At 52.5% G+C, this 17974-nt stretch carries 30 protein-coding genes and 1 pseudogene; 15 read left to right on the plus strand and 16 right to left on the minus strand.

Features of this window, described 5'->3' with window-relative positions; translation table 11 throughout:
• Position 1: 1 nt before the first annotated feature.
• The 14 genes from MUN46_RS10330 to MUN46_RS10395 all read right to left on the minus strand — a co-directional run bounded on the left by MUN46_RS10330 (position 2) and on the right by MUN46_RS10395 (position 8061).
• Positions 2–307: a hypothetical protein gene (locus MUN46_RS10330; RefSeq protein WP_243377410.1), complete on the minus strand. Its 306-nt coding sequence runs from the start codon at positions 305–307 to the stop codon at positions 2–4.
• On the minus strand, positions 308–865 hold the full coding sequence (locus MUN46_RS10335) for a hypothetical protein (RefSeq protein WP_243377409.1): 558 nt from the start codon (positions 863–865) through the stop codon (positions 308–310). It lies immediately after the preceding gene.
• Positions 862–1215, minus strand: a complete 354-nt coding sequence (locus tag MUN46_RS10340; protein ID WP_243377408.1) for a nucleoside triphosphate pyrophosphohydrolase family protein — start codon at positions 1213–1215, stop codon at positions 862–864. Before MUN46_RS10340 ends, MUN46_RS10335 begins: the two co-directional genes overlap by 4 nt.
• Positions 1206–1514 carry a hypothetical protein gene (locus tag MUN46_RS10345; protein ID WP_243377407.1) on the minus strand — a complete coding sequence of 103 codons (309 nt, stop codon included), beginning with the start codon at positions 1512–1514 and terminating at the stop codon, positions 1206–1208. The genes MUN46_RS10340 and MUN46_RS10345 overlap by 10 nt, the downstream gene beginning before the upstream one ends.
• Complete coding sequence (locus MUN46_RS10350) at positions 1501–1905, minus strand: single-stranded DNA-binding protein (protein ID WP_243377406.1); 405 nt, start codon at positions 1903–1905, stop codon at positions 1501–1503. The genes MUN46_RS10345 and MUN46_RS10350 overlap by 14 nt, the downstream gene beginning before the upstream one ends.
• A gap of 22 nt (positions 1906–1927) precedes the next feature.
• The gene (locus MUN46_RS10355) at positions 1928–2263 is read right to left on the minus strand and encodes a hypothetical protein (RefSeq protein ID WP_243377405.1); all 336 of its coding nucleotides are present in this window, start codon (positions 2261–2263) and stop codon (positions 1928–1930) included.
• 11 nt (positions 2264–2274) lie between these two features.
• Positions 2275–2796 carry a siphovirus Gp157 family protein gene (locus tag MUN46_RS10360; RefSeq protein WP_285230615.1) on the minus strand — a complete coding sequence of 174 codons (522 nt, stop codon included), beginning with the start codon at positions 2794–2796 and terminating at the stop codon, positions 2275–2277.
• Between the two features lie 9 nt (positions 2797–2805).
• A complete protein-coding gene (locus MUN46_RS10365) occupies positions 2806–3342 on the minus strand; it encodes a hypothetical protein (protein WP_285230616.1) in 537 nt (178 codons plus the stop codon).
• 52 nt (positions 3343–3394) lie between these two features.
• Complete coding sequence (locus tag MUN46_RS10370) at positions 3395–4054, minus strand: DEAD/DEAH box helicase family protein (protein WP_243377760.1); 660 nt, start codon at positions 4052–4054, stop codon at positions 3395–3397.
• Positions 4055–4153: 99 nt separating this feature from the next.
• Positions 4154–5236, minus strand: coding sequence for a ParA family protein (locus MUN46_RS10375; protein WP_237980499.1), 1083 nt, complete (start codon positions 5234–5236; stop codon positions 4154–4156).
• Between the two features lie 425 nt (positions 5237–5661).
• Positions 5662–6114, minus strand: coding sequence for a hypothetical protein (locus tag MUN46_RS10380; protein WP_237980500.1), 453 nt, complete (start codon positions 6112–6114; stop codon positions 5662–5664).
• 1 nt (position 6115) lies between these two features.
• Positions 6116–6607: a hypothetical protein gene (locus MUN46_RS10385; RefSeq protein WP_237980501.1), complete on the minus strand. Its 492-nt coding sequence runs from the start codon at positions 6605–6607 to the stop codon at positions 6116–6118.
• A 316-nt stretch (positions 6608–6923) separates the two neighbouring features.
• Positions 6924–7181, minus strand: coding sequence for a hypothetical protein (locus tag MUN46_RS10390; RefSeq protein WP_285230617.1), 258 nt, complete (start codon positions 7179–7181; stop codon positions 6924–6926).
• A 199-nt stretch (positions 7182–7380) separates the two neighbouring features.
• Positions 7381–8061 (minus strand): S24 family peptidase, encoded by a 681-nt coding sequence (locus MUN46_RS10395; RefSeq protein ID WP_285230618.1) that lies wholly within the window; start codon positions 8059–8061, stop codon positions 7381–7383.
• 376 nt (positions 8062–8437) lie between these two features.
• Between MUN46_RS10395 and MUN46_RS11790 the strand changes: the two are divergent.
• From MUN46_RS11790 to MUN46_RS10440, 10 genes and pseudogenes are all read left to right on the plus strand, one after another.
• A pseudogene (locus tag MUN46_RS11790) lies at positions 8438–8614 on the plus strand (helix-turn-helix domain-containing protein); the annotation flags it as partial.
• A gap of 351 nt (positions 8615–8965) precedes the next feature.
• The gene (locus MUN46_RS10400; RefSeq protein WP_285230619.1) at positions 8966–9289 is read left to right on the plus strand and encodes a hypothetical protein; all 324 of its coding nucleotides are present in this window, start codon (positions 8966–8968) and stop codon (positions 9287–9289) included.
• Positions 9276–9659 carry a hypothetical protein gene (locus tag MUN46_RS10405; RefSeq protein ID WP_237980505.1) on the plus strand — a complete coding sequence of 128 codons (384 nt, stop codon included), beginning with the start codon at positions 9276–9278 and terminating at the stop codon, positions 9657–9659. Before MUN46_RS10400 ends, MUN46_RS10405 begins: the two co-directional genes overlap by 14 nt.
• A complete protein-coding gene (locus MUN46_RS10410) occupies positions 9631–10659 on the plus strand; it encodes an AAA family ATPase (RefSeq protein WP_237980506.1) in 1029 nt (342 codons plus the stop codon). The genes MUN46_RS10405 and MUN46_RS10410 overlap by 29 nt, the downstream gene beginning before the upstream one ends.
• Positions 10644–10985: a hypothetical protein gene (locus MUN46_RS10415; protein ID WP_243377377.1), complete on the plus strand. Its 342-nt coding sequence runs from the start codon at positions 10644–10646 to the stop codon at positions 10983–10985. Before MUN46_RS10410 ends, MUN46_RS10415 begins: the two co-directional genes overlap by 16 nt.
• Complete coding sequence (locus MUN46_RS10420) at positions 10982–11380, plus strand: DUF1064 domain-containing protein (RefSeq protein ID WP_243377376.1); 399 nt, start codon at positions 10982–10984, stop codon at positions 11378–11380. Before MUN46_RS10415 ends, MUN46_RS10420 begins: the two co-directional genes overlap by 4 nt.
• Before the next feature lie 4 nt (positions 11381–11384).
• Entirely contained in the window at positions 11385–11642 is a 258-nt protein-coding gene (locus MUN46_RS10425) for a hypothetical protein (RefSeq protein WP_243377375.1), read from the plus strand.
• On the plus strand, positions 11632–11982 hold the full coding sequence (locus MUN46_RS10430) for a hypothetical protein (RefSeq protein ID WP_243377374.1): 351 nt from the start codon (positions 11632–11634) through the stop codon (positions 11980–11982). Before MUN46_RS10425 ends, MUN46_RS10430 begins: the two co-directional genes overlap by 11 nt.
• A gap of 153 nt (positions 11983–12135) precedes the next feature.
• Complete coding sequence (locus tag MUN46_RS10435) at positions 12136–13020, plus strand: LAPAL motif-containing putative phage structural protein (protein ID WP_243377373.1); 885 nt, start codon at positions 12136–12138, stop codon at positions 13018–13020.
• 272 nt (positions 13021–13292) lie between these two features.
• Positions 13293–13523 carry a hypothetical protein gene (locus MUN46_RS10440; RefSeq protein ID WP_285230620.1) on the plus strand — a complete coding sequence of 77 codons (231 nt, stop codon included), beginning with the start codon at positions 13293–13295 and terminating at the stop codon, positions 13521–13523.
• Here MUN46_RS10440 and MUN46_RS10445 read toward each other — a convergent pair.
• Complete coding sequence (locus tag MUN46_RS10445) at positions 13504–13851, minus strand: hypothetical protein (RefSeq protein ID WP_243377371.1); 348 nt, start codon at positions 13849–13851, stop codon at positions 13504–13506. The genes MUN46_RS10440 and MUN46_RS10445 overlap by 20 nt on opposite strands.
• 78 nt (positions 13852–13929) lie before the next feature.
• Here MUN46_RS10445 and MUN46_RS10450 point away from each other — a divergent pair, with 78 nt between their 5' ends.
• A complete protein-coding gene (locus tag MUN46_RS10450) occupies positions 13930–14268 on the plus strand; it encodes an HNH endonuclease (RefSeq protein WP_243377370.1) in 339 nt (112 codons plus the stop codon).
• Here MUN46_RS10450 and MUN46_RS10455 read toward each other — a convergent pair.
• Positions 14257–14847 carry a DUF4145 domain-containing protein gene (locus MUN46_RS10455; RefSeq protein WP_243377369.1) on the minus strand — a complete coding sequence of 197 codons (591 nt, stop codon included), beginning with the start codon at positions 14845–14847 and terminating at the stop codon, positions 14257–14259. The genes MUN46_RS10450 and MUN46_RS10455 overlap by 12 nt on opposite strands.
• 10 nt (positions 14848–14857) lie before the next feature.
• On the opposite strand from MUN46_RS10455, the gene MUN46_RS10460 reads away from it, so the two are divergent.
• From MUN46_RS10460 to MUN46_RS10475, 4 genes are all read left to right on the plus strand, one after another.
• Positions 14858–15079 (plus strand): hypothetical protein, encoded by a 222-nt coding sequence (locus MUN46_RS10460; RefSeq protein WP_243377368.1) that lies wholly within the window; start codon positions 14858–14860, stop codon positions 15077–15079.
• An 80-nt stretch (positions 15080–15159) separates the two neighbouring features.
• Positions 15160–15618, plus strand: coding sequence for a phage terminase small subunit P27 family (locus tag MUN46_RS10465; RefSeq protein WP_243377367.1), 459 nt, complete (start codon positions 15160–15162; stop codon positions 15616–15618).
• Positions 15618–17300 carry a terminase large subunit gene (locus MUN46_RS10470; protein ID WP_243377366.1) on the plus strand — a complete coding sequence of 561 codons (1683 nt, stop codon included), beginning with the start codon at positions 15618–15620 and terminating at the stop codon, positions 17298–17300. Before MUN46_RS10465 ends, MUN46_RS10470 begins: the two co-directional genes overlap by 1 nt.
• Positions 17297–17974, plus strand: a 678-nt coding sequence (locus tag MUN46_RS10475) for a phage portal protein (RefSeq protein WP_285230621.1), incomplete at its 3' end; no start/stop codon positions are given. The genes MUN46_RS10470 and MUN46_RS10475, both read left to right, overlap by 4 nt.

A 17974-nucleotide genomic window follows, 5' to 3' on the forward strand; every position in this document is an offset into this window, starting at 1 on the left:
GTCATTCATGATCCTCTCTCCTTGATTCAGTCCAGTAATCGTGCTGCCACAACGTGACGTCCGGGTCGGTCCTCGTCGGCGCTGCAATGGCCGGCGGCACGGGCTTGTCGAACATGTCGATAGTCTTCGTGTCCTTCTTCGCGACATCGTCGAAGTGACGCAGCAGAAGGCCGATCTGCGAAACGATCCGGGCGGCGTCCGCCCTCTTCTCCATGTCGTAAGCAAACATCAGGCTGCGCGTCTGGCTGTTGCGGAACAGCAGTCTGCCGCCGTCTTCCGTGAGCTCAATCGATACTGCTATCTGCATTCAATCCTCCACTTTGTCAAGATCCACGACGCGGCGCCTTAAGCCAGGCGTCTTCTTTATCTTTACGTCAACTGACGGCACAACTCTTACCGGCGCAGATGATGGGGCTACAGAATCTTCGACCAAGTGCACCGTCGTCCTCGCCTTCGCCTTCCGCGCGAGTTCGCGGATGCGCTTGATCTCGTCGTACTCGTAGGCCGTCGTGATCGCGCGATCGACCTCCTCTTCCGAGTAGCCCGTCTGTAGCGAGATGTCCCAGTTCGACAGTCCACTCAGCATCATCCCGACCATCAAGCCCTTCTCTGCGCGAGTGATCGTCTTCTGAACCAACTTTCTGCGCGCCGGATCTTCGTAGACCCCAAGCCGCTTCAGATGATTTGAGATAGTCGTTTGCGTGACTCCGAAGTGGTCGGCGAGCGCGCCGCACGAGGCGCCAGCTAGATAGCGGCGGCACATTTCTTTCAGCGCCTCTTTTGTTTCCAGCATTCCGGCGCCGCGGTGGGAATATGTTTGTATGCGCTTCGCGAGCGCTTCCAGCACAACAGGATCTGGGTTCATACATCCCCCTGCGCACGGTGCCGGCTGCGCTCCGGATCAAACCCCTGCGGATAGCGGGCACGCAGCTTGCTGATGTTCAGACGCATGACATCGCTCAGTTTCCAGCCTTGCGCGGTGCAGTACTCGGCCACGAACCACAGCAAATCCCCCAGTTCACGCTTCGCATGCTCAGGATCTGGCTCGTGCCCTTGGAATGTCTTTTGATAGATTCCGCAGATCTCTCCGATTTCAGAGACCATGCCCAGAGTTGCGTGCTGCGCCATCTCGTCGCGGGTTAGTTCCGGGTTTATCGTCCGGGCTGCGTCACTCTGATAGACGTTCGCGTCATATTTGTCGTACGTTATTTCCATAACCTGCCTCCTTCATTCATCTCTACCCGCCATGTCGTCGTCCCGCTTCGGCTTTCCCACACGCTGAAGCGAACGATCTGCGTACGCTTATCGGGGCTGAAAGCCACATCGACAGGCTCCGGCTGGGTGTACAGCCCACCGCCAAGCGACTGCCAGAGGTACTTGCGAGCTGTGGATATCTGCCATTCCGTGATCCAGCCTTCGGGCTTCTCGTCGTACAGCACGCGGGGGGTGTTCTCGGCATCCTCGCCCTCGCGCTGCACGGTGACCTTCAGATGGCACATGTCAGAACGGGACATCTTCGTCGTCTCCGAATGCCTGCTGCTGGGCCGGGGTCTGCTTGGGCGCGGGCGGGTTGCCGTGCGCCTTGGCACCGAGCTGCATCTGCTCGGCAATGATCTCGGTCGAGTAGCGCTTGACGCCGTCCTTTTCATAGCTGCGGGTGCGCAGACGACCCTCGATGTAGACCTCGCTGCCCTTCGTAAGGTACTGCTTCGCGGTCTCTGCCTGCCGCCCGAACAGCACGACGTTGTGCCACTCCGTCTCCTCGGTGCGATTCCCAGACTGGTCTTTTCGTGTCCGAGACGTCGCGACGGCGAGCCGGGCGACAGACGTTGCAGACGTCGTCTGTCCCATCTCGGGATCGCGCCCAAGGCGGCCAAGAAGAATGACTTTGTTCACTGATGCCATTTGTTTCTCCTATGCGAGTTGGTTAGTTGATCGGTGTTTCGATCTTTTCTATCTGCAAGTCTTTGAAGGCGTCCGGGTGCATCAGCGCGATCAGCGCGATCAGTCGGTAGAAGTCCTGCAAGAGTCCGGGTTGCCCGTCCTTCTGCATGCCAGCCAGCCGACCGTAGATGTATGCGCGCTCATCAGGCTCCAGCCAGCCCTCAGTCTTCTTCGATACTCTGACAAGCAACCGCTCGCGCTCTTTGTCTGTCAGCAGACCGAGCACTTTCCATGCGACGGAGAAATCCATCAGGCACCGGTAGAGCGTCGCCACTAGCTCATCCCCGTTGACTTCTGTTTCGTCGATAATGATGTCCATGCCGTGCGCCATTACTTGATCCTCAGAGAAGTTCCTGCGGCGCCCAGCTTCGCGCCGGGGATGGTGGCGCCCTCTTTCAGTGCGGCCCGCAGGCCCGCTTTGTCCAGCCGCGGAGCCGGGTGCACCCAGTACTTATCCGGGATCTGAGCCTCGTCGAAAATCTCAACGCTGGGGGCCGTTTTGGCCACGCTGATCCGGAAGTCCGGAGATTCAACCTTCTTAATCCCCTGAGCAGTCATTGCGTCGAGAAGGTACTGCTTGAGGTGCTTGTTGCGATTCTCCAGAGCCTTTCTGCGTTTGTAGATAGCCTCTTCTCGATCCTTCATTTGCTCGATCAACGCCTGGCTGTCGTCCATAAATGCGGCGACAGCGCAAGCTTTGGCGTTGAATGTGACCTGGAGCGAGGAGAGTTCCAATTCAGCGGCGGCGAGAGCTTTTTCGTCATCCACCTCTCCTGTTTCTGCGTCAAAGCAGAGCTGGAGGCGATTGATGGCAGCAGAAAGCTGATCGTTAATTTCGTACAGAGAACTCATGGCCATTCCTTAAAACGGGATGTTTTCGTCAGGTTCGCTAGACGAGGCTTCCTGGATGGGCTCGGAAGTACGAACGCGGAGCGTACGGTCTTTCAGCGTCGCGAGCCTCTTTTCCATCGCCTTTGCCTCGGTGGCTCGGTCGAGGATCTCGGCCGCGGTCATCTTCGTCGTCTTGTCGAACGGCGTGATGATGTTCATGCTGTACGGGTAGCGCTCGTTGCTGGGATCGTTAATCCTCTGGAGGAGCAGGCCAATCGGCTTGTCGATGAGTTCAGGAAAGCGATCAACAGGCGTCACCGTTCCGTTGCGATTCACATCTCCGCTTACAGATACAACCTCCTTCAGGCGAAGAACTGTCATGATGGCGTCCACAATGGCGCGGTTGAATGTCGCTTCGCCATTGATCTTCTGAACGCACATCGAAATGTTGCACCGCTGTCCCTCAACAGACAGGAAGTCAAAATGCATGAACCCAGCGCCGCTGCGTGTTCTGATGAAATAAGCGTCCTTAAAAACGCCCTCATAGGCGCCGCTGATATCAATCATTTGTGCTTTTCCGACAGAGCGAGCGCCCTTAGGATCGAGAGAAAATTTCATTTCATGCTCCTTTAACGTTTGAAGTGATTCCGTAGTAGCTGCATATAGCCGCATCGACTGCAGCAAGGTCGTTGTCGATTTCTGGATCATTGAAGAGTCCCATGGGAGACTTGACGGTGTCTGACCCCGAGTTCTGCGTTGAGAAGAAATAGCGGCCATTGACGACGTGTGTTCTAAGAACTGTGGTGAACAAGCCCTCTACAACAATCTTGTCGTCCAGAAGCTTTCCGAGCGTCTTGATGCGCGTGTTTCCGAACTCGTCCGTTGCTGTGTGAGCAAGGACGTAAACCCGCTTGTCGTGATCGAGATCTGAAGCGGCTTTTGCGATATCGAATCCGGCGCCCCCGATGTCGTTGAACTTGTCGAACGATTTCTCGTTTCTCCGGTTCATGTACATATTCGCTAGGATGTACTGCCAGTCATCGATGACGATGATTTCATCCTTGGCTCTGGACATGACGGCAAGAATCGTTTTAGGGTTGTCGGCGACATAGATATTCCCGCCGTCATCCTTCACCTTAACTTCTCGCCACCCTTTCGGAGGGAAGGGGAGAGGCTTTCTCTCGGGCTGGATGAGTAGCGTTTTGCTCGGATCCAGGTTCCTGAGAGAGCAGGTTTTGCCAGTTCCAGACTCTCCCAAGATCAATGTGGCATAACTCATGTTTGCTCCATAAAAAAATCCGCCTGACTTGCGCCTGGCGGATCTGATGTAAAACTCTAAAATTTTCAACCTACTACAATTTGTAGTAAATTGCTTTGCTTAATTTGTCAGCATCTCAATTATTTTTGCTAGCCTATTAAACTGTTCTCGGAACGAATCCCTGCTGCGCTTCATCGTATCTAGTGCGTAGCCGAATTGTTTTTGCCCAATAATATCTTCGTCAGTAAGTGCAAAAACAGGTTTAGAAAGGCTCTGGCTCATTGCTATAAGTGAATTAAAGTCAGAGATGTGAGCAAGATCATAGGCATTAAGTCCCCCTCCATTTTTAGAGCGGTTGGCATTTAAAACATCCTGAACTGTTCCCCGATCAACTATGCAATCAATTTCTTTTAATGAGGGGATTAAAACGGTATCTATAGCCTTTCTTATCTCATTAATCCATCTGTCAAAGGATTTAGCCGGTTCTTGATTCCTAATGCGGTAGCGCTGTTGAATTGTCCCAAGAAATTGAGGATGATTGGTAAGAGAGGAGCTTGTCCGCCCTGGTACCGATAATTTAAAGCTGTCGATTTCCTGGTGCCATGATTTAATATGTTTTGATAGTGATGAAATTGCTTGCCAGCAGAAGAAATCCGGTGTCGTTGGCACAATGAAATAGTCGCTTGACATCAGCATTACTTCGTTAATTCCGCCAACATTGGGGCTCATATCGTAAATAATGAAATCAAACCCGTCTCTTTCAGCAAGCGATCTGATTAAACGAGGTAATGCCCCAGGAAGGTTTCGTGTGGCGGGGATGCCAACAGCAATTTTCAAAGCAATACTTACCTGAGAGTCCATATCTGAAATATTCAGGCTCCCAGGCAAAAGATATAAATTCTCATTTTGAGTGGGGAAAAGGTTACCTTTTTCATTCCCTAAAATGTTATCTGGAGTATCCCCGTCGATTAATTGCTCAACAATAGTCTTAAGAGTAAGGTTTGCCCGGCTTCCATAAAAATTGTCAAGTCCATCGCTCATTTTCCCGTAACCCAGAACAATCCCCGTCAGGTTACATTGAGAATCCAAATCAACGAGAAGTACCTTATAACCGGCGTCCGCCAGAGCCCACCCTAGATTAAATGCGGTCGTCGTTTTGCTGACTCCGCCTTTGTGATTAAATAAAGAAATTGATTTAAGCATTGCCCGGCCTCTTTGTAGGAAATACATTCTGTGTTCGGCTTATCGCCATTAAAACGTGCCACTAATTTTAACGGCTACTAAAGCGCCCACAGATGCCCTCTGTTAAAAGAGCATGTGTTGGCGTTTTGTCCTTCCTGCACCGGTGGAGACTGCCCCGGGCCTGTGGCTCAGAAGAGCTTCAGGAAGTGAGCCGCGTCAGGTCGTGCAGCTTGTCACTCGGGCTCCCCGGTATGCCGCTGCCGGATCAGAGCCGTCCGGGGAATTTCACCCCTTGAACTTGCCTTTATCGCAAGCCCTTGTGTCTGGATGTGGTCCAGAGATAAGGGTTCGCTTTTCTCCCTGTGGGATGATTGAGTTTGTAGAGGACCTAGCAAGCTCTCTTAGCTCAACCATCCCTTAGGAGAAATCACATGACAGAAAAAGATTCAAACGCCTTTACTTCCGAAGAGGCTGCCCAGATCATCATTGCTGGTATTGAAAAAGGAGCTATCCATTTCCCGTTCCTCCAGGCGTTCGATCATGAGAAGCTTCAGAGCCTTGTTAAGCAGGACATCGAAATGCGAACTTCCAGTAGAGTTCCGTTCGAGAAGGCAATAAACGAGGCAATAAGCAATCGTTTCGCGTCTCAACTTGGCTTTTTGGCTCGAATGGATGCCCTCTACCTTCTCTGTCTCAGGCAGATGCTTGTCACCGGACTTAAGGATGAAGAAGCCAAGAGGATCGTCGATATGGCCGCCAGTCAGTTCATGTAAGTCCTTGAGAACGTCAATCAGGTGGTTTGTTGTCGATCCCCACCTGTGAAAAGACTCAGTGCCGTTCTTGAGCTCGGCCGCCCAGATGTCGCGGGCGGCCTCAGCGGTGATCTTTTTGCCTTCCATCTCACCACTCCTTCCTGTTTCCATTGGTGAGCCCCTCTGTGAGGTAAAGTTCTTGGAGACCAATCCTTATTTCCCTCACAGAGGGGGTGCAGCAATGCTCAATTTCATCAAAGCCATTGAGCCGTTTTTCACTATCATTTCCGCCATAGGAGCCATAGCTACGGCCTATTTCGTCTTCACGGGGCTGGGTTTGAACAGGCCAGATATTTGGATTCACAGCACCGGAATGGTTTCCTCCGATGTTGGGAAAAGGAATCGCCTTTTCTTTGTTGTTCTTTCTGTAAACCGCGTGCCGCCAAACTTTGTGATCAAGAAAATCACAATCAAATGGTGCAAAGTGTTCCCCGAGATCGATCCAGGCAGGCTCTCCGAGAAAGACATTGAACGAATGCAAACGAGCTCCACGGGAAGCCTGACGATTCATAACCTCGACAGAGTTCAGAACCTGCAGGTGTTTTTTATCCCGCCAGAAAACTGGAATGGCATTATTCATTTGGTTCTCCTAGGCTCTTATCTGACGCGCATGAGCTTTGACGTAAGGTTCCGTGACTTTTTTTCAGAGTTCTAGAAAGCTCATCAATTGAAGCGCTTAGCGTGAGAAGGCCGGACCCGATTTGCACTGATAGAAACACAATGGCCACGCAAATCGCAATGCCAGTCAACGAAAGAAAAAATGCCGTCATCTCAGACCCCCGCGATCGCTCGCAGCGCCCAGAGCACCCAGCTGCCGACGGTGCATGCGCCGATGAAGACGAGACCCACAACAGCCGTTACGATCCAGTCTGCTTTGCTCATGTATGGCTCCTTTCTCAGATGCACCGGGCCGTTTTTGCAAGCGCCCTGTCGAAGCCGAAAAGCTCCAAAAGATCGGCTCTTGTGCTGCTGTCCGGGGCGATCCTCTGCCCCTTGTAGACGGCTGACATGTCCCCGTGGTCGTCAGTGAAGACCACTTGGGCTTCCCACGTGTGGCACGGGAAGTTCTTGTCACCAAAGGTGGCGGCCTCGGGCCGGCGGATGAAGACCAGTTTGGTGCCCTTGCTGGGGAAAACCGCGAAACAGAGTTCCATTTTCTTTTCCTCTTCGCCGAATTTGAAAACCGGCTCGCGTATGTAGTTTTAACTTCGTTATGAGGAACTATAGCTACAAATTTAAGAAAAGTAAAGCTACGCAGTTCCGAAGATAAAACTACGTAGCACAAGTTTGTCCCACATCAAGAGGAACAAAAAAACCGCCCTGCTAGGGCGGCGCATTTAAAGATTTGGCCTTTTAAAAGGGGCCGCTACCAGACCTGTCAACGACCCTCCCAATCAAGTAAAACTTCGACATTTCGTTTGGCAATATTTCTTCATCTTCCATGTTGGGGTTTTCGGAATGAACAATTACGCCGCCGTTCAGCTTTTTGTATAACCGTTTGACTCGCACTTCGTCGGCAAAGCAAAACGCATACACCTTACCGGAAACTATTGGGAATTTTCGGCAATCACAGAGGATCGTGTCCCCGTCGAACAGTATTGGCATCATGCTGTCACCGTGTACCTTTAAGCGGCGGCACTGAGCCGGATTTAGCCCGCGTTCCGTGAACCATTCTCTGCGATAGTATGCAGGCTTAGACTCTGTTGCCTCTTCAAAAGATGGGGAATCCTCAGATCCGGCTCCGCAGCGTACGCGATATTCGGGAATGATAATGTAGTCGTCGGAGCTTTTTGATTCATCTGAAGGCAACACCATCGAGTCGCCGGGATTTCCGACCCCTTCTGTGAGCCATTTCAGGCTAACGCCTAAAAACTCAGAAGCCTTAATTGCGTTGATGGCGGTCAATTGCTTTGTTTTTCCGTTGAACCAATTACTGACCGACGGATGAGACAGCCCGCAATATCTGGCCAATTCAATCTTTGTCTTGCCAGACTTTGTAAGCGCAATTTCCAATCTATCTTTAAGTTCTGACATAGAGCCTCCCGTAGGAAATACTACCGAACAAAAGAAAACCAAAGGACGGGGTTGTAGTTTCTTTTTATGTAGCTATAATTACTTAAAAGTAAATTACCACTACGTAAGCGAAATTATGACTACGTGTAGACGAAACAGAAGGCTCGACCCTGAAAGGTCAGAAAAGGTAATCGATGCCTTGGGAGGTGTTGTTTCTGTTGCCAAGACGTTCGGCATTCGACATCCGTCAGTTTCAGCATGGAAGAAGGTCGGCATACCAGAAGACAGACTCCAGTTTCTTCAGGTGAGATACAGAAAAGTGCCGGCTGTAGCCGAGACTCTCGATTTTCACCCGTGGCGCGACCGCGAATAAGAGAGTGCCATGTCGTACAGGGCGATGGACTGGGCCGCATCAGTTGATGTTGAAACTTCGCAACAGAGGCTTTGCCTCATGCTGTTGGCTTGGCACATGAGTGAAAGAACGGGGGAGTGCTTCCCGAGTCAAGCATTGCTTGCGAAAGAGGCACACATCAGTCTTCGCGCCGTGCAGTACGCCTTGTCTCAACTGGAACAAAAGAACCTCATCACCAGACGAGCAGAGAAGGATGATCGAGGCGTGATAGTCCGCACTCTCTATGCGATGTCTATATCGAATAGGGTGTCGCAAGGCGTGCAGGACGTGTCGCATACCGTGCATGAGGGTGTCGCACAGGGTGCGGGAGGGTGTCGCACGGATTGCACCGGGGTGTCGCATACCGTGCATGAGGGTGTCGCACAGGGTGCATGTAAACAAGGAATAGAACAAGGAATTAAACAAGGAACTGAACAGGGGATAGAAGCTCTTCCTCCCTCCCCGCCTCCGGCGAGGAGGAAGACCGCGTTCCCCTGCCCACCAGAAATCAACCCTGAGGCATGGGACGCGTGGATGCAGGTTAGGAAAGCAAAGAGGACGGGCGGAATCACGGAGTATGGGTGGAAGCTCTTCTGCAATCAAGCGGCTAAGGCTGGACTAACACCAGCGCAGGCGATAGATCTCTGCATAGAGCGGGGATGGCAAGGATTTAAAGCCGAGTGGCTGAAGAGAGAGCAGGAACCGGAGGACGACTTCAAACGCATGGGTAGGCAGGAACGAGAAAGGCAGAGGCTTGCGAAGCAGCAGGGTCAGGCGCCGGCGCCTTCTTCGAAGCCCGCTTCTGAACCACAGAACCACGACGACGAAATCTACGAGGAACTCAATGGACTCTTTTGAAGCCGCACGGATCGACCGTCATGCTCCATTCGGACCGGTGATCTACATCACCTTCCGATCAAAGGTTTTTCCGGATCACGCAACACCAAGGCTCAAGGTCAACTGGGGCTTCGGTGACGGCGAGGAAGATCTCGTTCCATACGTTGACGACGAGGTTTTTATCGATCCATTGGACAGGTTCCAGGACGTGGACTGGCGATTCTGCCGGGGGCATTCCGTTTCCGTGAAGTCTGAGGAGGGTATGGATCCGGTGATGTGGGCCTGCAGAGACAACATATTGAACGCTGATCCGTGCTTCGCTTCTTTCCTGGACTCAACCGACAGAATGGAGGTTTACAGAGATGGCAGATGTCTTTGCAGGGACCGTTGAACCGGCAAAAACCCGCGGCGCCTGGAGCGACTACAACGCCCGGATTGCCGAGGACATCGTCAAGTGCGGACAGCTGCAGGGCGATATCGCTTCGGAGTTGATGTACCCGGCCAGTCGGCTTGCAGGAAAGAATCCGCTCGTGAAGTCCTTTGACTTCCGTCCTTCGGAACTCACTATCTGGGGCGGCGAAAACGGAGCGGGAAAGTCAGCCCTTATGAATCAGCTTGCTCTTTCCATGATGTCTCAGAGCCAGAAAGTTTGTTTGTTCTCGTTCGAAATGGATCCGAAGCGGACGCTGATCAGCTGCATGCGCTGCGCTTTTGGCCGTTCGCCCACGACTCAGGATCTTTTCCCTTTCTTCGACTGGGCGAACGATTTGCTCTACATCTACAGGAACCAGGGCGCTATCAGCGCGGAGTACTGCGCAGACGGTGTCTTCTACGCCGCGAAAATGCTCGGGTGCCGGCACATCGTTGTGGATAACCTCATGATGCTCACGACTGGAAACAGCTCGGACTCGGTTATGCAGTCTCAGAAGCGCGTGGTCCAGACCATGAAAGAAATCGCTATCGCAACCGGCGCCCATATCCATCTTGTCGCGCATCTTCGCAAGCCGGCGAATGGTCAGGGGCAGAACGCGAAGCCGTCCCGTTTTGACATCTCCGGATCGTCAGACATCAGCAACCTGGCCGATAACGTGGCCTTGCTCAGGCGCAATCGAGAGAAGGAGCAGCAGATTATCGACGGCGGATTTCGTAATGACCAGTGGGACTCTGAACCGGATGTCCTTCTGACAGTAGATAAGCAGCGAGCAACCGGAGACTCAAGCATGACGCCGCTCTGGTACGACAAGCCTAGCGGCCAGTTCTGCATAAGCTCAGCTCGGTATCTGCAGGACTACATGCCGTCCGGGATGTCCGGAATCGACACGACAAAACCGCATCAGCTCGATGCCATTCAGGGACTTAAGGAAAGGAGCAAGCCATGGGAACCGATATGAGCTACTGGAGCAACCAGCTCGCAGCTATAGACGCAGAAGAACTCAAGAAACAAAAACGACGAGAAAGAGCTGTTAAAGAAAGAATGCGAGCGATTGGAAGACAAAAAAAGCCTCGAAAACCCCGAAAGCCCCGCACGAAACTCATCGCTTCCCAGGGAGAAATCGAAATTATTTCGAGAGCCTGGGCGTGCATGAATCATTCAGATTTCTGCGCGGGTTCAAAAGTAAGCAGGAAAACCGTGTGGGCAATTTTGAAAATGTATCCGGTGTCAAACTGGTCTATCGACAAAGCTTTGTCATTCGCGAAAACGGTGGAGATTAAATGATTTTTAAGACTCGGCATAAAAACTACGCCCTGGAGGGGCTCAGGGCCAGAGGTCGTCTCAAAACAGGCGAGCTGAACAAGACCGAGCAGTCGTACTCCGATTACTTGGAGGGAGAAAAGCGCTCAGGACGCATCTTAGATTTTTGGTTCGAGAGCATGAAGCTCAAAGTGGCTGATGGCTCATGCTGGTACACGCCGGATTTCGTCGTTCTTCGCCCAGATGGCAGGATCGAGCTGCACGAAGTGAAAGGCGCTCCAGCGGTGTTCATGGACGACGCGAAGATCAAGTGCAAAGTCATTGCCGACAAATACCCGTTCGATTTTTTTGTTATCTATCCCCGACGCAAAAAAGACGGCGGCGGGTTCGATGTTCTTCCTTACCCTGGCAGGAGATAGTCCGATGCATAGCTACACATGGCACGTCGTTGCGCAAATGCGGGATATGCCCAAAAACGGCAAGAGGGTTCTCTTCGAGGCCCGCTCCGGGTTTCGCTTCTATGGCAAGCGAACGGGCAGGGAAACAGTCGAGATGCTCTTAACTGGCAGAGAAATCTCATGGGTTCTTATCAAAATGTGGGCGGAGGAAGAAACGCCGGAGAACGAAGGAGCGATCGAGCGAGGACGGCGGTTTAATAGGAGTGGCTTCGATGGACGTTGAGCAAAGATTGCGCAACTGGGGGAGGTGGAGCAGGACTGGAAGCGGTTCGCACGCACAGGCTTCGCCTATCTACCGCATGATGAGGGAGAACAATCCGGACTACGAAGTGGAGCCTTCGGCGCGGCTGTTCTATGACGAGCAGGACGCAATGCGCGTGGACAAGGCGATCACAAACGCCAGGCTCTACCCGTATGAGAAGGAAATGCTGAAGATGCGCTACATCCAGCTCTGCAATCGGACTTTCATCTGCCGGTACGAGAGGATCCTTTACCGAGAATTCGACACTCTCATGGCGATAGCCGTAGCGAAAGTGAAGCACGAGCTTGAATTCGATGTATAATTTCCATTACAACTTGAACGGTGACCCTGTGTCTTTAAACCTGCCTTTTGGCGGGTTAGGCGCACCAAAAAGAAACGTGAACCCCGGTCAGAGATGATGCGGGGTTTGTTTTTGGGGTACGATTGTTTCGTACCATTTGCTCGACTTGTCGACATGGAAAAAAACAGTCGCAGTTTCGCCATTAGATTTGAAGGCCCGGCCCTGGACGACCATACAATGGATGTTGCCCAGCTGGCTCCGGCGCTTTTGGCTGTAAATGACGCACTAGTCGAGTTGAATTCTGCTGTCAATAAAGACGACGCCAAGGTTCGTCTTAAGGTTTCGGCCGACTTTAAGCCTGGCAGTTTTATCATCAACCTGACTTTAGACGTTGGCTTACTTACCCAGATTCAGGATTTTTTGCTCAGCCCGGCAACAACAGCAACATGCAACGCCTTCACCCTAATCGAAGCGTTTATTGAGATCTTGGGGCTTAAGAAGTTTTTGGAAGGATATAAGCCAGACGCCGTTAACTGGAACGAAGATAAATCAAAAGCAACCATTGTGTTCAATAACAACACGATGATTGTGAATAACTATACCTATTATGGGTATAAAAACATTAAGTGCCGCGAAGCTTGTTCTAGGATTGCCGATCCTCTTTGCCAAGAGGGAATAGACGCCATTTCTGTTGCGACAGAACAGCGAGAATTTAGGCTTGAAAAAGCTGATCTTGATTCCTTTCAGAGGCCGGAAGAAAGCCTGGAAATTAACTCTCATGTAAATGAAGCGGCTCTGCTTATTGAGACGGCGTCATTCAAAGATGGCGGAAAATGGAAAGTATCTTTAGGAGAAAAAAACTCGATTTTTGCTTCTATCGAAGATACGGAATTTCTAGCTCGCATCGATGAAGGAAAAGAAAGATTCGGCAAGGGCGATGTTCTCATTGTCGATCTTGAAACAAAGCAAATGGTGGAAGGTGGAAAGCTTGTTATTCGCTACTCCATCCTTAAGGTGAAGCAGCATAAACCAGGGGTGGAACAGCTAGAGCTTTTGTAACCTTCTATAGGAAACGAATTCAAGCCCGAAGGTCGGAAGATCTCCGGGCTTAATTTTTATGCCGGTGGAGTGTGGAAACGAGTTCTCGAAAGAGGCCGTCTTGCCAAGCGCATTCCATCGGCACCAGTTACGCCGGGGCTTCGCCCTCCTTTTAACGTACGCGATGCTGTTACCTGCAGCGAAGCTCCGGCACCCCTATTGCAGCCGACTCTCCTAAGTGCGGTGCTTTCGCCGGGGTCGAAAGGCTCCGGCTCTTTCTATTTGGAATCGCCATGTCCTTTATGAACACCGATGTTGAAAAAGCTATTGGTGATTTGGACCAGCGCCTGATGATGGTTGAGGCAAAGGTCCGGCTCGGCGAGCAGAAAGAGCAGAAGCAATGGGCAGAAAGTGCGGCTAGATCTGAGGCTCGCTTTAATCGTTTCATTGGCGGCCTGTGGGGCGCGATTATTGCGCTTTCGATTGTTCTTATCGTTCTCTGGGCTAAGAAAACAGGAATTTAATTGCCTCGCTTATCAAGACCACAACAAGGGCTACAGGCCCAGCAACGATGAGACTCATTCTCCTTGTTTGCTGTGCTCTTCTTTCAGCTTCGGCTTTGGACTCCAATGCGATTTGCCTTTGCAGTGTTTCGTTTTGCGCGTTGATTCTTTCAAGTGTTTGTACAAGGACACGGGCAAACGAGCAGGCGCTGTTATCAACGCTTGCAGCCATTTGGTGCGCGGCGTCACTAACAAATCCATTTGGAAATGGATTGGCTCTGATTAAGGTTTGAAATAAGCATGAGGATGCATAGTCAATTAGTTCTTTCTCGTGCTCTGTGATTGCCATTCTTGAACTCCTTTGTTTCGTGACGGTATGCCTCTGCTCCACATCTGCGCCTATCCGGGATGCCAGGCGGCCATACCTTTGACTGATAAGTATTGCTCAAGGCACAAAGAGAAAGGCAAAGAGCTAGCCGCCGAGCGCGAAGCGAGAAGAAAGAGATTCAAGGGAACGGCTTCGCAGCGTGGCTACGGTTCAAAGTGGCAGCGCCTGCGGGCCCAATTCCTTAAATCTCATCCTCTTTGTGAGGAGTGCAAGCGGCAAGGCCGGCTGACTAAAGCCACGGATGTTGATCACATCATCCCGCATCATGGCGACCCAAAGCTAATGTGGGATCAGAGCAACTGGCAGGCTCTGTGCCACGAATGTCACAGCCGCAAGACCGCTAAAGAAAACGGTGGGTTCGGTAACTCAGTGCTTTGAGAAGCGGTTGTTAAGGTCCGCAATGATTTTGGGTTGAGTAATAAGTATCTCGACGGCTGAATTGATCAGAGTGGATAAGCTTTCTGCGGTTCCTTTGGGGTCGAGCCCAGACTTGTCCAAGCTGTCTAATGTTCCCGCGTGAACAAATTCATTACCGGCAAATCGGCAGACATTTAGAAGGCTTTCGATCTGAGTGTTTCTCTTCGAAACTTCACTAATTTTAGAGGCTAAAGTTTTCTGGTCGTAGCCCAGCCAAGTTAAAAGTTGTTCGAGGCAAAGTCTTAACAGCATGCATGATCCTCTTGGCGATCTAGTGAGGATGCTCTGAGCTTCTCGAAATGTTTTCGCAGCTGGCTCCGGCATGTCTTTATGCGGTGCAACGTCTTTGTAATCCGGATAGACAAGCTCTTTATTCACCCAGAGAGCGGGCTTGTTGCAATTGAAGCAAACAGAGATGGCTGCTTCTTCGCTCTTAAAGTCTTCTGAGAAGTCCTTTTTTATAGAAACCCAGTGCATTGTGGCCAAAACACCACAGTGCGGACAGGTGAACGCGTGAGCCTTAAATTTAGGTTCGTTCATAGAGGTGCTTATGTCGGTTGAGAATAAAGTGTCCTGCCTTTCCTCTGTATATAAGGGCATTGGCGAGGCTAGAAAGATTTTAGATCGACTGGCCGAGATCACGGACAAAAGATTCAGCGGAGAAGTGCTGCCGCTTGAAGAGATCGTTTCTCTGTCGTCGCAGCTTGACGAATGCAAGACCGATATTGAAATCAAGCTCATTGAGTCCGAGCAGGTCGACAGCAGGGGGTAGGGGGATCAGATTTTGAAATCGAAAAACCTCAAGACCGCGCCCTTAGTCAATTTTTTGCGTACGAACATCGATTTTTGAAAATGCCGGCCAGACGAGTTTCAGACGAGGACAAGCGGGCGAGCGGGGTTCATTTGAGCGCGAGGAGCGTCACGGTGCGTCATGACGGCCGCCCCTGGCTGTCTTCTGATCCCCCGAAGGGGCTGACAGGAGACGCTCGCGACGCCTGGACGAATGTGCTCGCCAATGTCCCGGCGGGAACGCTTAAAGCCACGGATGTCGCGGTTTTCGAGCGCTGGTGCCGCAACTACGCCCTGTATCGGAAGCTGGCGAAGATGGTTGAAAGGTCCGACGGGTCGTGCCTGATCACCGTGGACGACAAAGGAAATAGGCGAGCGGCCCCGGAGTTTCTGATGATGCAGCAGGTCGATTCAACCCTGCTGAAGCTTGAGAAAGAGCTTGGTTTCACCCCCGTTTCGCGCACGCGCGCGCCCGTAGCGGAAAGCGAAGAAAAGGATTCAAGCAACCCGTTTGAGAACTGATGAAAAAGCCTGACTACGTTGCCATAGCAAAGAAGTATATGAGCGACGTGCAGGACGGGACTGTGCCTGCGTGCCGCTATGTGAAAGAGGCGGTAGAGAGGCAGAAGGAAGACCTGAAGCGGTGGCGGGGCAATGACGGCGACTTCTACTTTGATGAGAAAGAGGCCGGCCGCCCATGCTGGTTCATTGAGAACCTGACTCACACCAAAGGCGAGCTGGCAGGCCGGCAGATTCATCTCGAGCCGTGGCAGGTCTTCGTCCTCACGACGCTTTTCGGGTGGAGGTCGAAGGCTGGCAACAGGCGCTTCAGGTCGGCGTATGTCGAAGTGCCCAGAGGAAACGGAAAGTCGACCCTGCTCTCCGGCATCGGCCTCTTCTGTTTGTGCGCAGATCACGAGCCCGGCGCCGAGGTCTACAGCTTTGCAACGACCCGCGAGCAGGCGAAGATCGTCTTTGGCGACGCCCAGACGATGGCTGAAGGCAACAAAGCCCTTCAGGACGCTTACGGCCTTAAGGTCACAGCGCACGCCATTGTCGTCCCGGGCACGCACAGCATGTTCCAGGCGAAGAGCTCCGAGGGCTCCACGCTGGACGGCTTGAACACGCACCTCGCGATCATCGACGAGTTGCACGCGCATAAAAAACGCGATGTTTTCGATGTGGTTGAGACCAGCCTGGGTAAAAGACGCAATTCGCTGATGGTCTCGATTACGACCGCAGGCGTGGACCGTACGGGGATCTGCTATGAGCAGCGCAATGTCGTGACCAAGGTCCTTTCGAAGTCGATTCAGGACGAGTCCTACTTTGGAATCATCTACACGCTGGACCCTGAGGACGACTGGAAGACGGACGAGGCTCTGGCGAAAGCGAATCCGAACTGGGGCGTTTCCGTCCGACCGGAGGTCATCCGGGCGCTGCAAGCTAAGGCGATAGCGACGCCGGCGGCGGAAAACAACTTCAAAACCAAACACCTCGACATCTGGTGCAACGCTGATGTCGGATGGATGGACATGAAGGCGTGGGACGCCTGCGCTGACGAAAGTCTTGATGAGACGGATTTCGACGGCCAGCCCTGCTGGCTGGGTCTCGACCTTGCCTCCACTAACGACATGACGGCGAAGGTGAAGCTTTTCCATCGGACCATCGGTGGAGAAAACCACTACTACCTGTTCGGAGACTATTGGCTTCCGAGGACGGCCGTTGAGCGGGCAAAGAACAGCCAGTACCAGGGCTGGGAGTATCTGGGATGCCTGCATGTGAACGAGGGTCCGGTAACGGACTACGGGCTCATTAAGGATTCGATCCTTGAGGACTGCGGGCGCTACGAAGTTCAGTCCGTGGCCTACGACCCGTTTCAGGCCGTGCAGCTCTCCAAGGAGCTCTCGGACGACGGCGTCCCGATGGTGCTCTGCAAGCAGACGGTGGCGAACCTCTCGGATCCCATGAAGCAGTTTCAGGCGTTGGTGCTTGATCACCGCCTGCATTTCAACGGCGACCCTGTCCTCACATGGATGGTGAGCAATGTGGTCTGCCACGTGGACGCCAAAGAGAACATCTACCCAAGAAAGGAAGTCTCGGAGAACAAGATCGACGGAGTGGTGGCGGCCATCATGGCGCTCTCCCGCGCCCTGCTGAATGAAGACCACCAGGCAATGGATTTGAATGAGTTTCTTGAACTATGAAGATAGCTTCTATTTTTGGGTCCATCGCCCACTGGGCCGGATGGGGCTCGCCGATTGGCGATGTCTCAGGCCTTCAGCGAAGGGAGCCCACGGGGCCGGCGATAAGCGGCGTTCAGCCTATCCCTCCGGACCACGGGCTCCAGATGTCGGCGGTCTGGTCCTGCGTCACGCTGCTTGCTGAGACCATAGCGTCTTTGCCTGTCGTTGTTTATCGCAGGGATAGAGACGGAAATCGCACCGAGGCTCGCGATTCGCGGGTATGGCAGGTGCTGCGCAGCCCGAATGCGGCCATGACGGCGCACGATTTTTGGGTTGCGATGGGGCTGAATCGCTTCCTTCGCGGCAACGGCTACGCCCTGATCGCTAGAGACGGAGCGGGGCAGCTGGTGAGCCTCACGCCGCTCGCGGCCGATCAGATGGAAGTGGGCGTTGTCGACGGCGAAGTTGTTTACCAGTACTACAAGGACGGCAGCATCTATTACTTCAAGGCAGACAAGATCCTGCACTGGAAGGGTCTTGGAAACGGCATTGTCGGGCTTTCAACGCTTGAGTACATGCAGGCCACCACGACAGAACTCGTGAACGCCCAGAAGAACGCCACGACCATGTACGGCAACGGCAACCAGCTCACAGGCCTTCTCATGATTGATCAGGACCTGAACAAGGATCAGATC

It is taken from the genome of Mesosutterella faecium (assembly GCF_022809315.2).
Taxonomy (GTDB): domain Bacteria; phylum Pseudomonadota; class Gammaproteobacteria; order Burkholderiales; family Burkholderiaceae_F; genus Mesosutterella; species Mesosutterella faecium.

Excerpts from the sequence above, each read along its gene's own strand:
- MUN46_RS10425 (WP_243377375.1), top strand. The coding sequence starts at position 11,385 with ATGCATAGCTACACATGGCACGTCGTTGCGCAAATGCGGGATATGCCC.
- MUN46_RS10330 (WP_243377410.1), bottom strand. The coding sequence starts at position 307 with ATGCAGATAGCAGTATCGATTGAGCTCACGGAAGACGGCGGCAGACTG.
- MUN46_RS10375 (WP_237980499.1), bottom strand. The coding sequence starts at position 5,236 with ATGCTTAAATCAATTTCTTTATTTAATCACAAAGGCGGAGTCAGCAAA.
- MUN46_RS10415 (WP_243377377.1), top strand. The coding sequence starts at position 10,644 with ATGGGAACCGATATGAGCTACTGGAGCAACCAGCTCGCAGCTATAGAC.
- MUN46_RS10470 (WP_243377366.1), top strand. The coding sequence starts at position 15,618 with ATGAAAAAGCCTGACTACGTTGCCATAGCAAAGAAGTATATGAGCGAC.
- MUN46_RS10350 (WP_243377406.1), bottom strand. The coding sequence starts at position 1,905 with ATGGCATCAGTGAACAAAGTCATTCTTCTTGGCCGCCTTGGGCGCGAT.
- MUN46_RS10465 (WP_243377367.1), top strand. The coding sequence starts at position 15,160 with ATGCCGGCCAGACGAGTTTCAGACGAGGACAAGCGGGCGAGCGGGGTT.
- MUN46_RS10395 (WP_285230618.1), bottom strand. The coding sequence starts at position 8,061 with ATGTCAGAACTTAAAGATAGATTGGAAATTGCGCTTACAAAGTCTGGC.
- MUN46_RS10385 (WP_237980501.1), bottom strand. The coding sequence starts at position 6,607 with ATGAATAATGCCATTCCAGTTTTCTGGCGGGATAAAAAACACCTGCAG.
- MUN46_RS10400 (WP_285230619.1), top strand. The coding sequence starts at position 8,966 with ATGCAGGTTAGGAAAGCAAAGAGGACGGGCGGAATCACGGAGTATGGG.
- MUN46_RS10435 (WP_243377373.1), top strand. The coding sequence starts at position 12,136 with ATGGAAAAAAACAGTCGCAGTTTCGCCATTAGATTTGAAGGCCCGGCC.
- MUN46_RS10355 (WP_243377405.1), bottom strand. The coding sequence starts at position 2,263 with ATGGACATCATTATCGACGAAACAGAAGTCAACGGGGATGAGCTAGTG.
- MUN46_RS10430 (WP_243377374.1), top strand. The coding sequence starts at position 11,632 with ATGGACGTTGAGCAAAGATTGCGCAACTGGGGGAGGTGGAGCAGGACT.
- MUN46_RS10360 (WP_285230615.1), bottom strand. The coding sequence starts at position 2,796 with ATGAGTTCTCTGTACGAAATTAACGATCAGCTTTCTGCTGCCATCAAT.
- MUN46_RS10340 (WP_243377408.1), bottom strand. The coding sequence starts at position 1,215 with ATGGAAATAACGTACGACAAATATGACGCGAACGTCTATCAGAGTGAC.
- MUN46_RS10405 (WP_237980505.1), top strand. The coding sequence starts at position 9,276 with ATGGACTCTTTTGAAGCCGCACGGATCGACCGTCATGCTCCATTCGGA.
- MUN46_RS10410 (WP_237980506.1), top strand. The coding sequence starts at position 9,631 with ATGGCAGATGTCTTTGCAGGGACCGTTGAACCGGCAAAAACCCGCGGC.
- MUN46_RS10460 (WP_243377368.1), top strand. The coding sequence starts at position 14,858 with ATGTCGGTTGAGAATAAAGTGTCCTGCCTTTCCTCTGTATATAAGGGC.
- MUN46_RS10440 (WP_285230620.1), top strand. The coding sequence starts at position 13,293 with ATGTCCTTTATGAACACCGATGTTGAAAAAGCTATTGGTGATTTGGAC.
- MUN46_RS10455 (WP_243377369.1), bottom strand. The coding sequence starts at position 14,847 with ATGAACGAACCTAAATTTAAGGCTCACGCGTTCACCTGTCCGCACTGT.
- MUN46_RS10420 (WP_243377376.1), top strand. The coding sequence starts at position 10,982 with ATGATTTTTAAGACTCGGCATAAAAACTACGCCCTGGAGGGGCTCAGG.
- MUN46_RS10365 (WP_285230616.1), bottom strand. The coding sequence starts at position 3,342 with ATGATTGATATCAGCGGCGCCTATGAGGGCGTTTTTAAGGACGCTTAT.
- MUN46_RS10390 (WP_285230617.1), bottom strand. The coding sequence starts at position 7,181 with ATGGAACTCTGTTTCGCGGTTTTCCCCAGCAAGGGCACCAAACTGGTC.
- MUN46_RS10370 (WP_243377760.1), bottom strand. The coding sequence starts at position 4,054 with ATGAGTTATGCCACATTGATCTTGGGAGAGTCTGGAACTGGCAAAACC.
- MUN46_RS10445 (WP_243377371.1), bottom strand. The coding sequence starts at position 13,851 with ATGGCAATCACAGAGCACGAGAAAGAACTAATTGACTATGCATCCTCA.
- MUN46_RS10380 (WP_237980500.1), bottom strand. The coding sequence starts at position 6,114 with ATGGAAGGCAAAAAGATCACCGCTGAGGCCGCCCGCGACATCTGGGCG.
- MUN46_RS10345 (WP_243377407.1), bottom strand. The coding sequence starts at position 1,514 with ATGTCCCGTTCTGACATGTGCCATCTGAAGGTCACCGTGCAGCGCGAG.
- MUN46_RS10335 (WP_243377409.1), bottom strand. The coding sequence starts at position 865 with ATGAACCCAGATCCTGTTGTGCTGGAAGCGCTCGCGAAGCGCATACAA.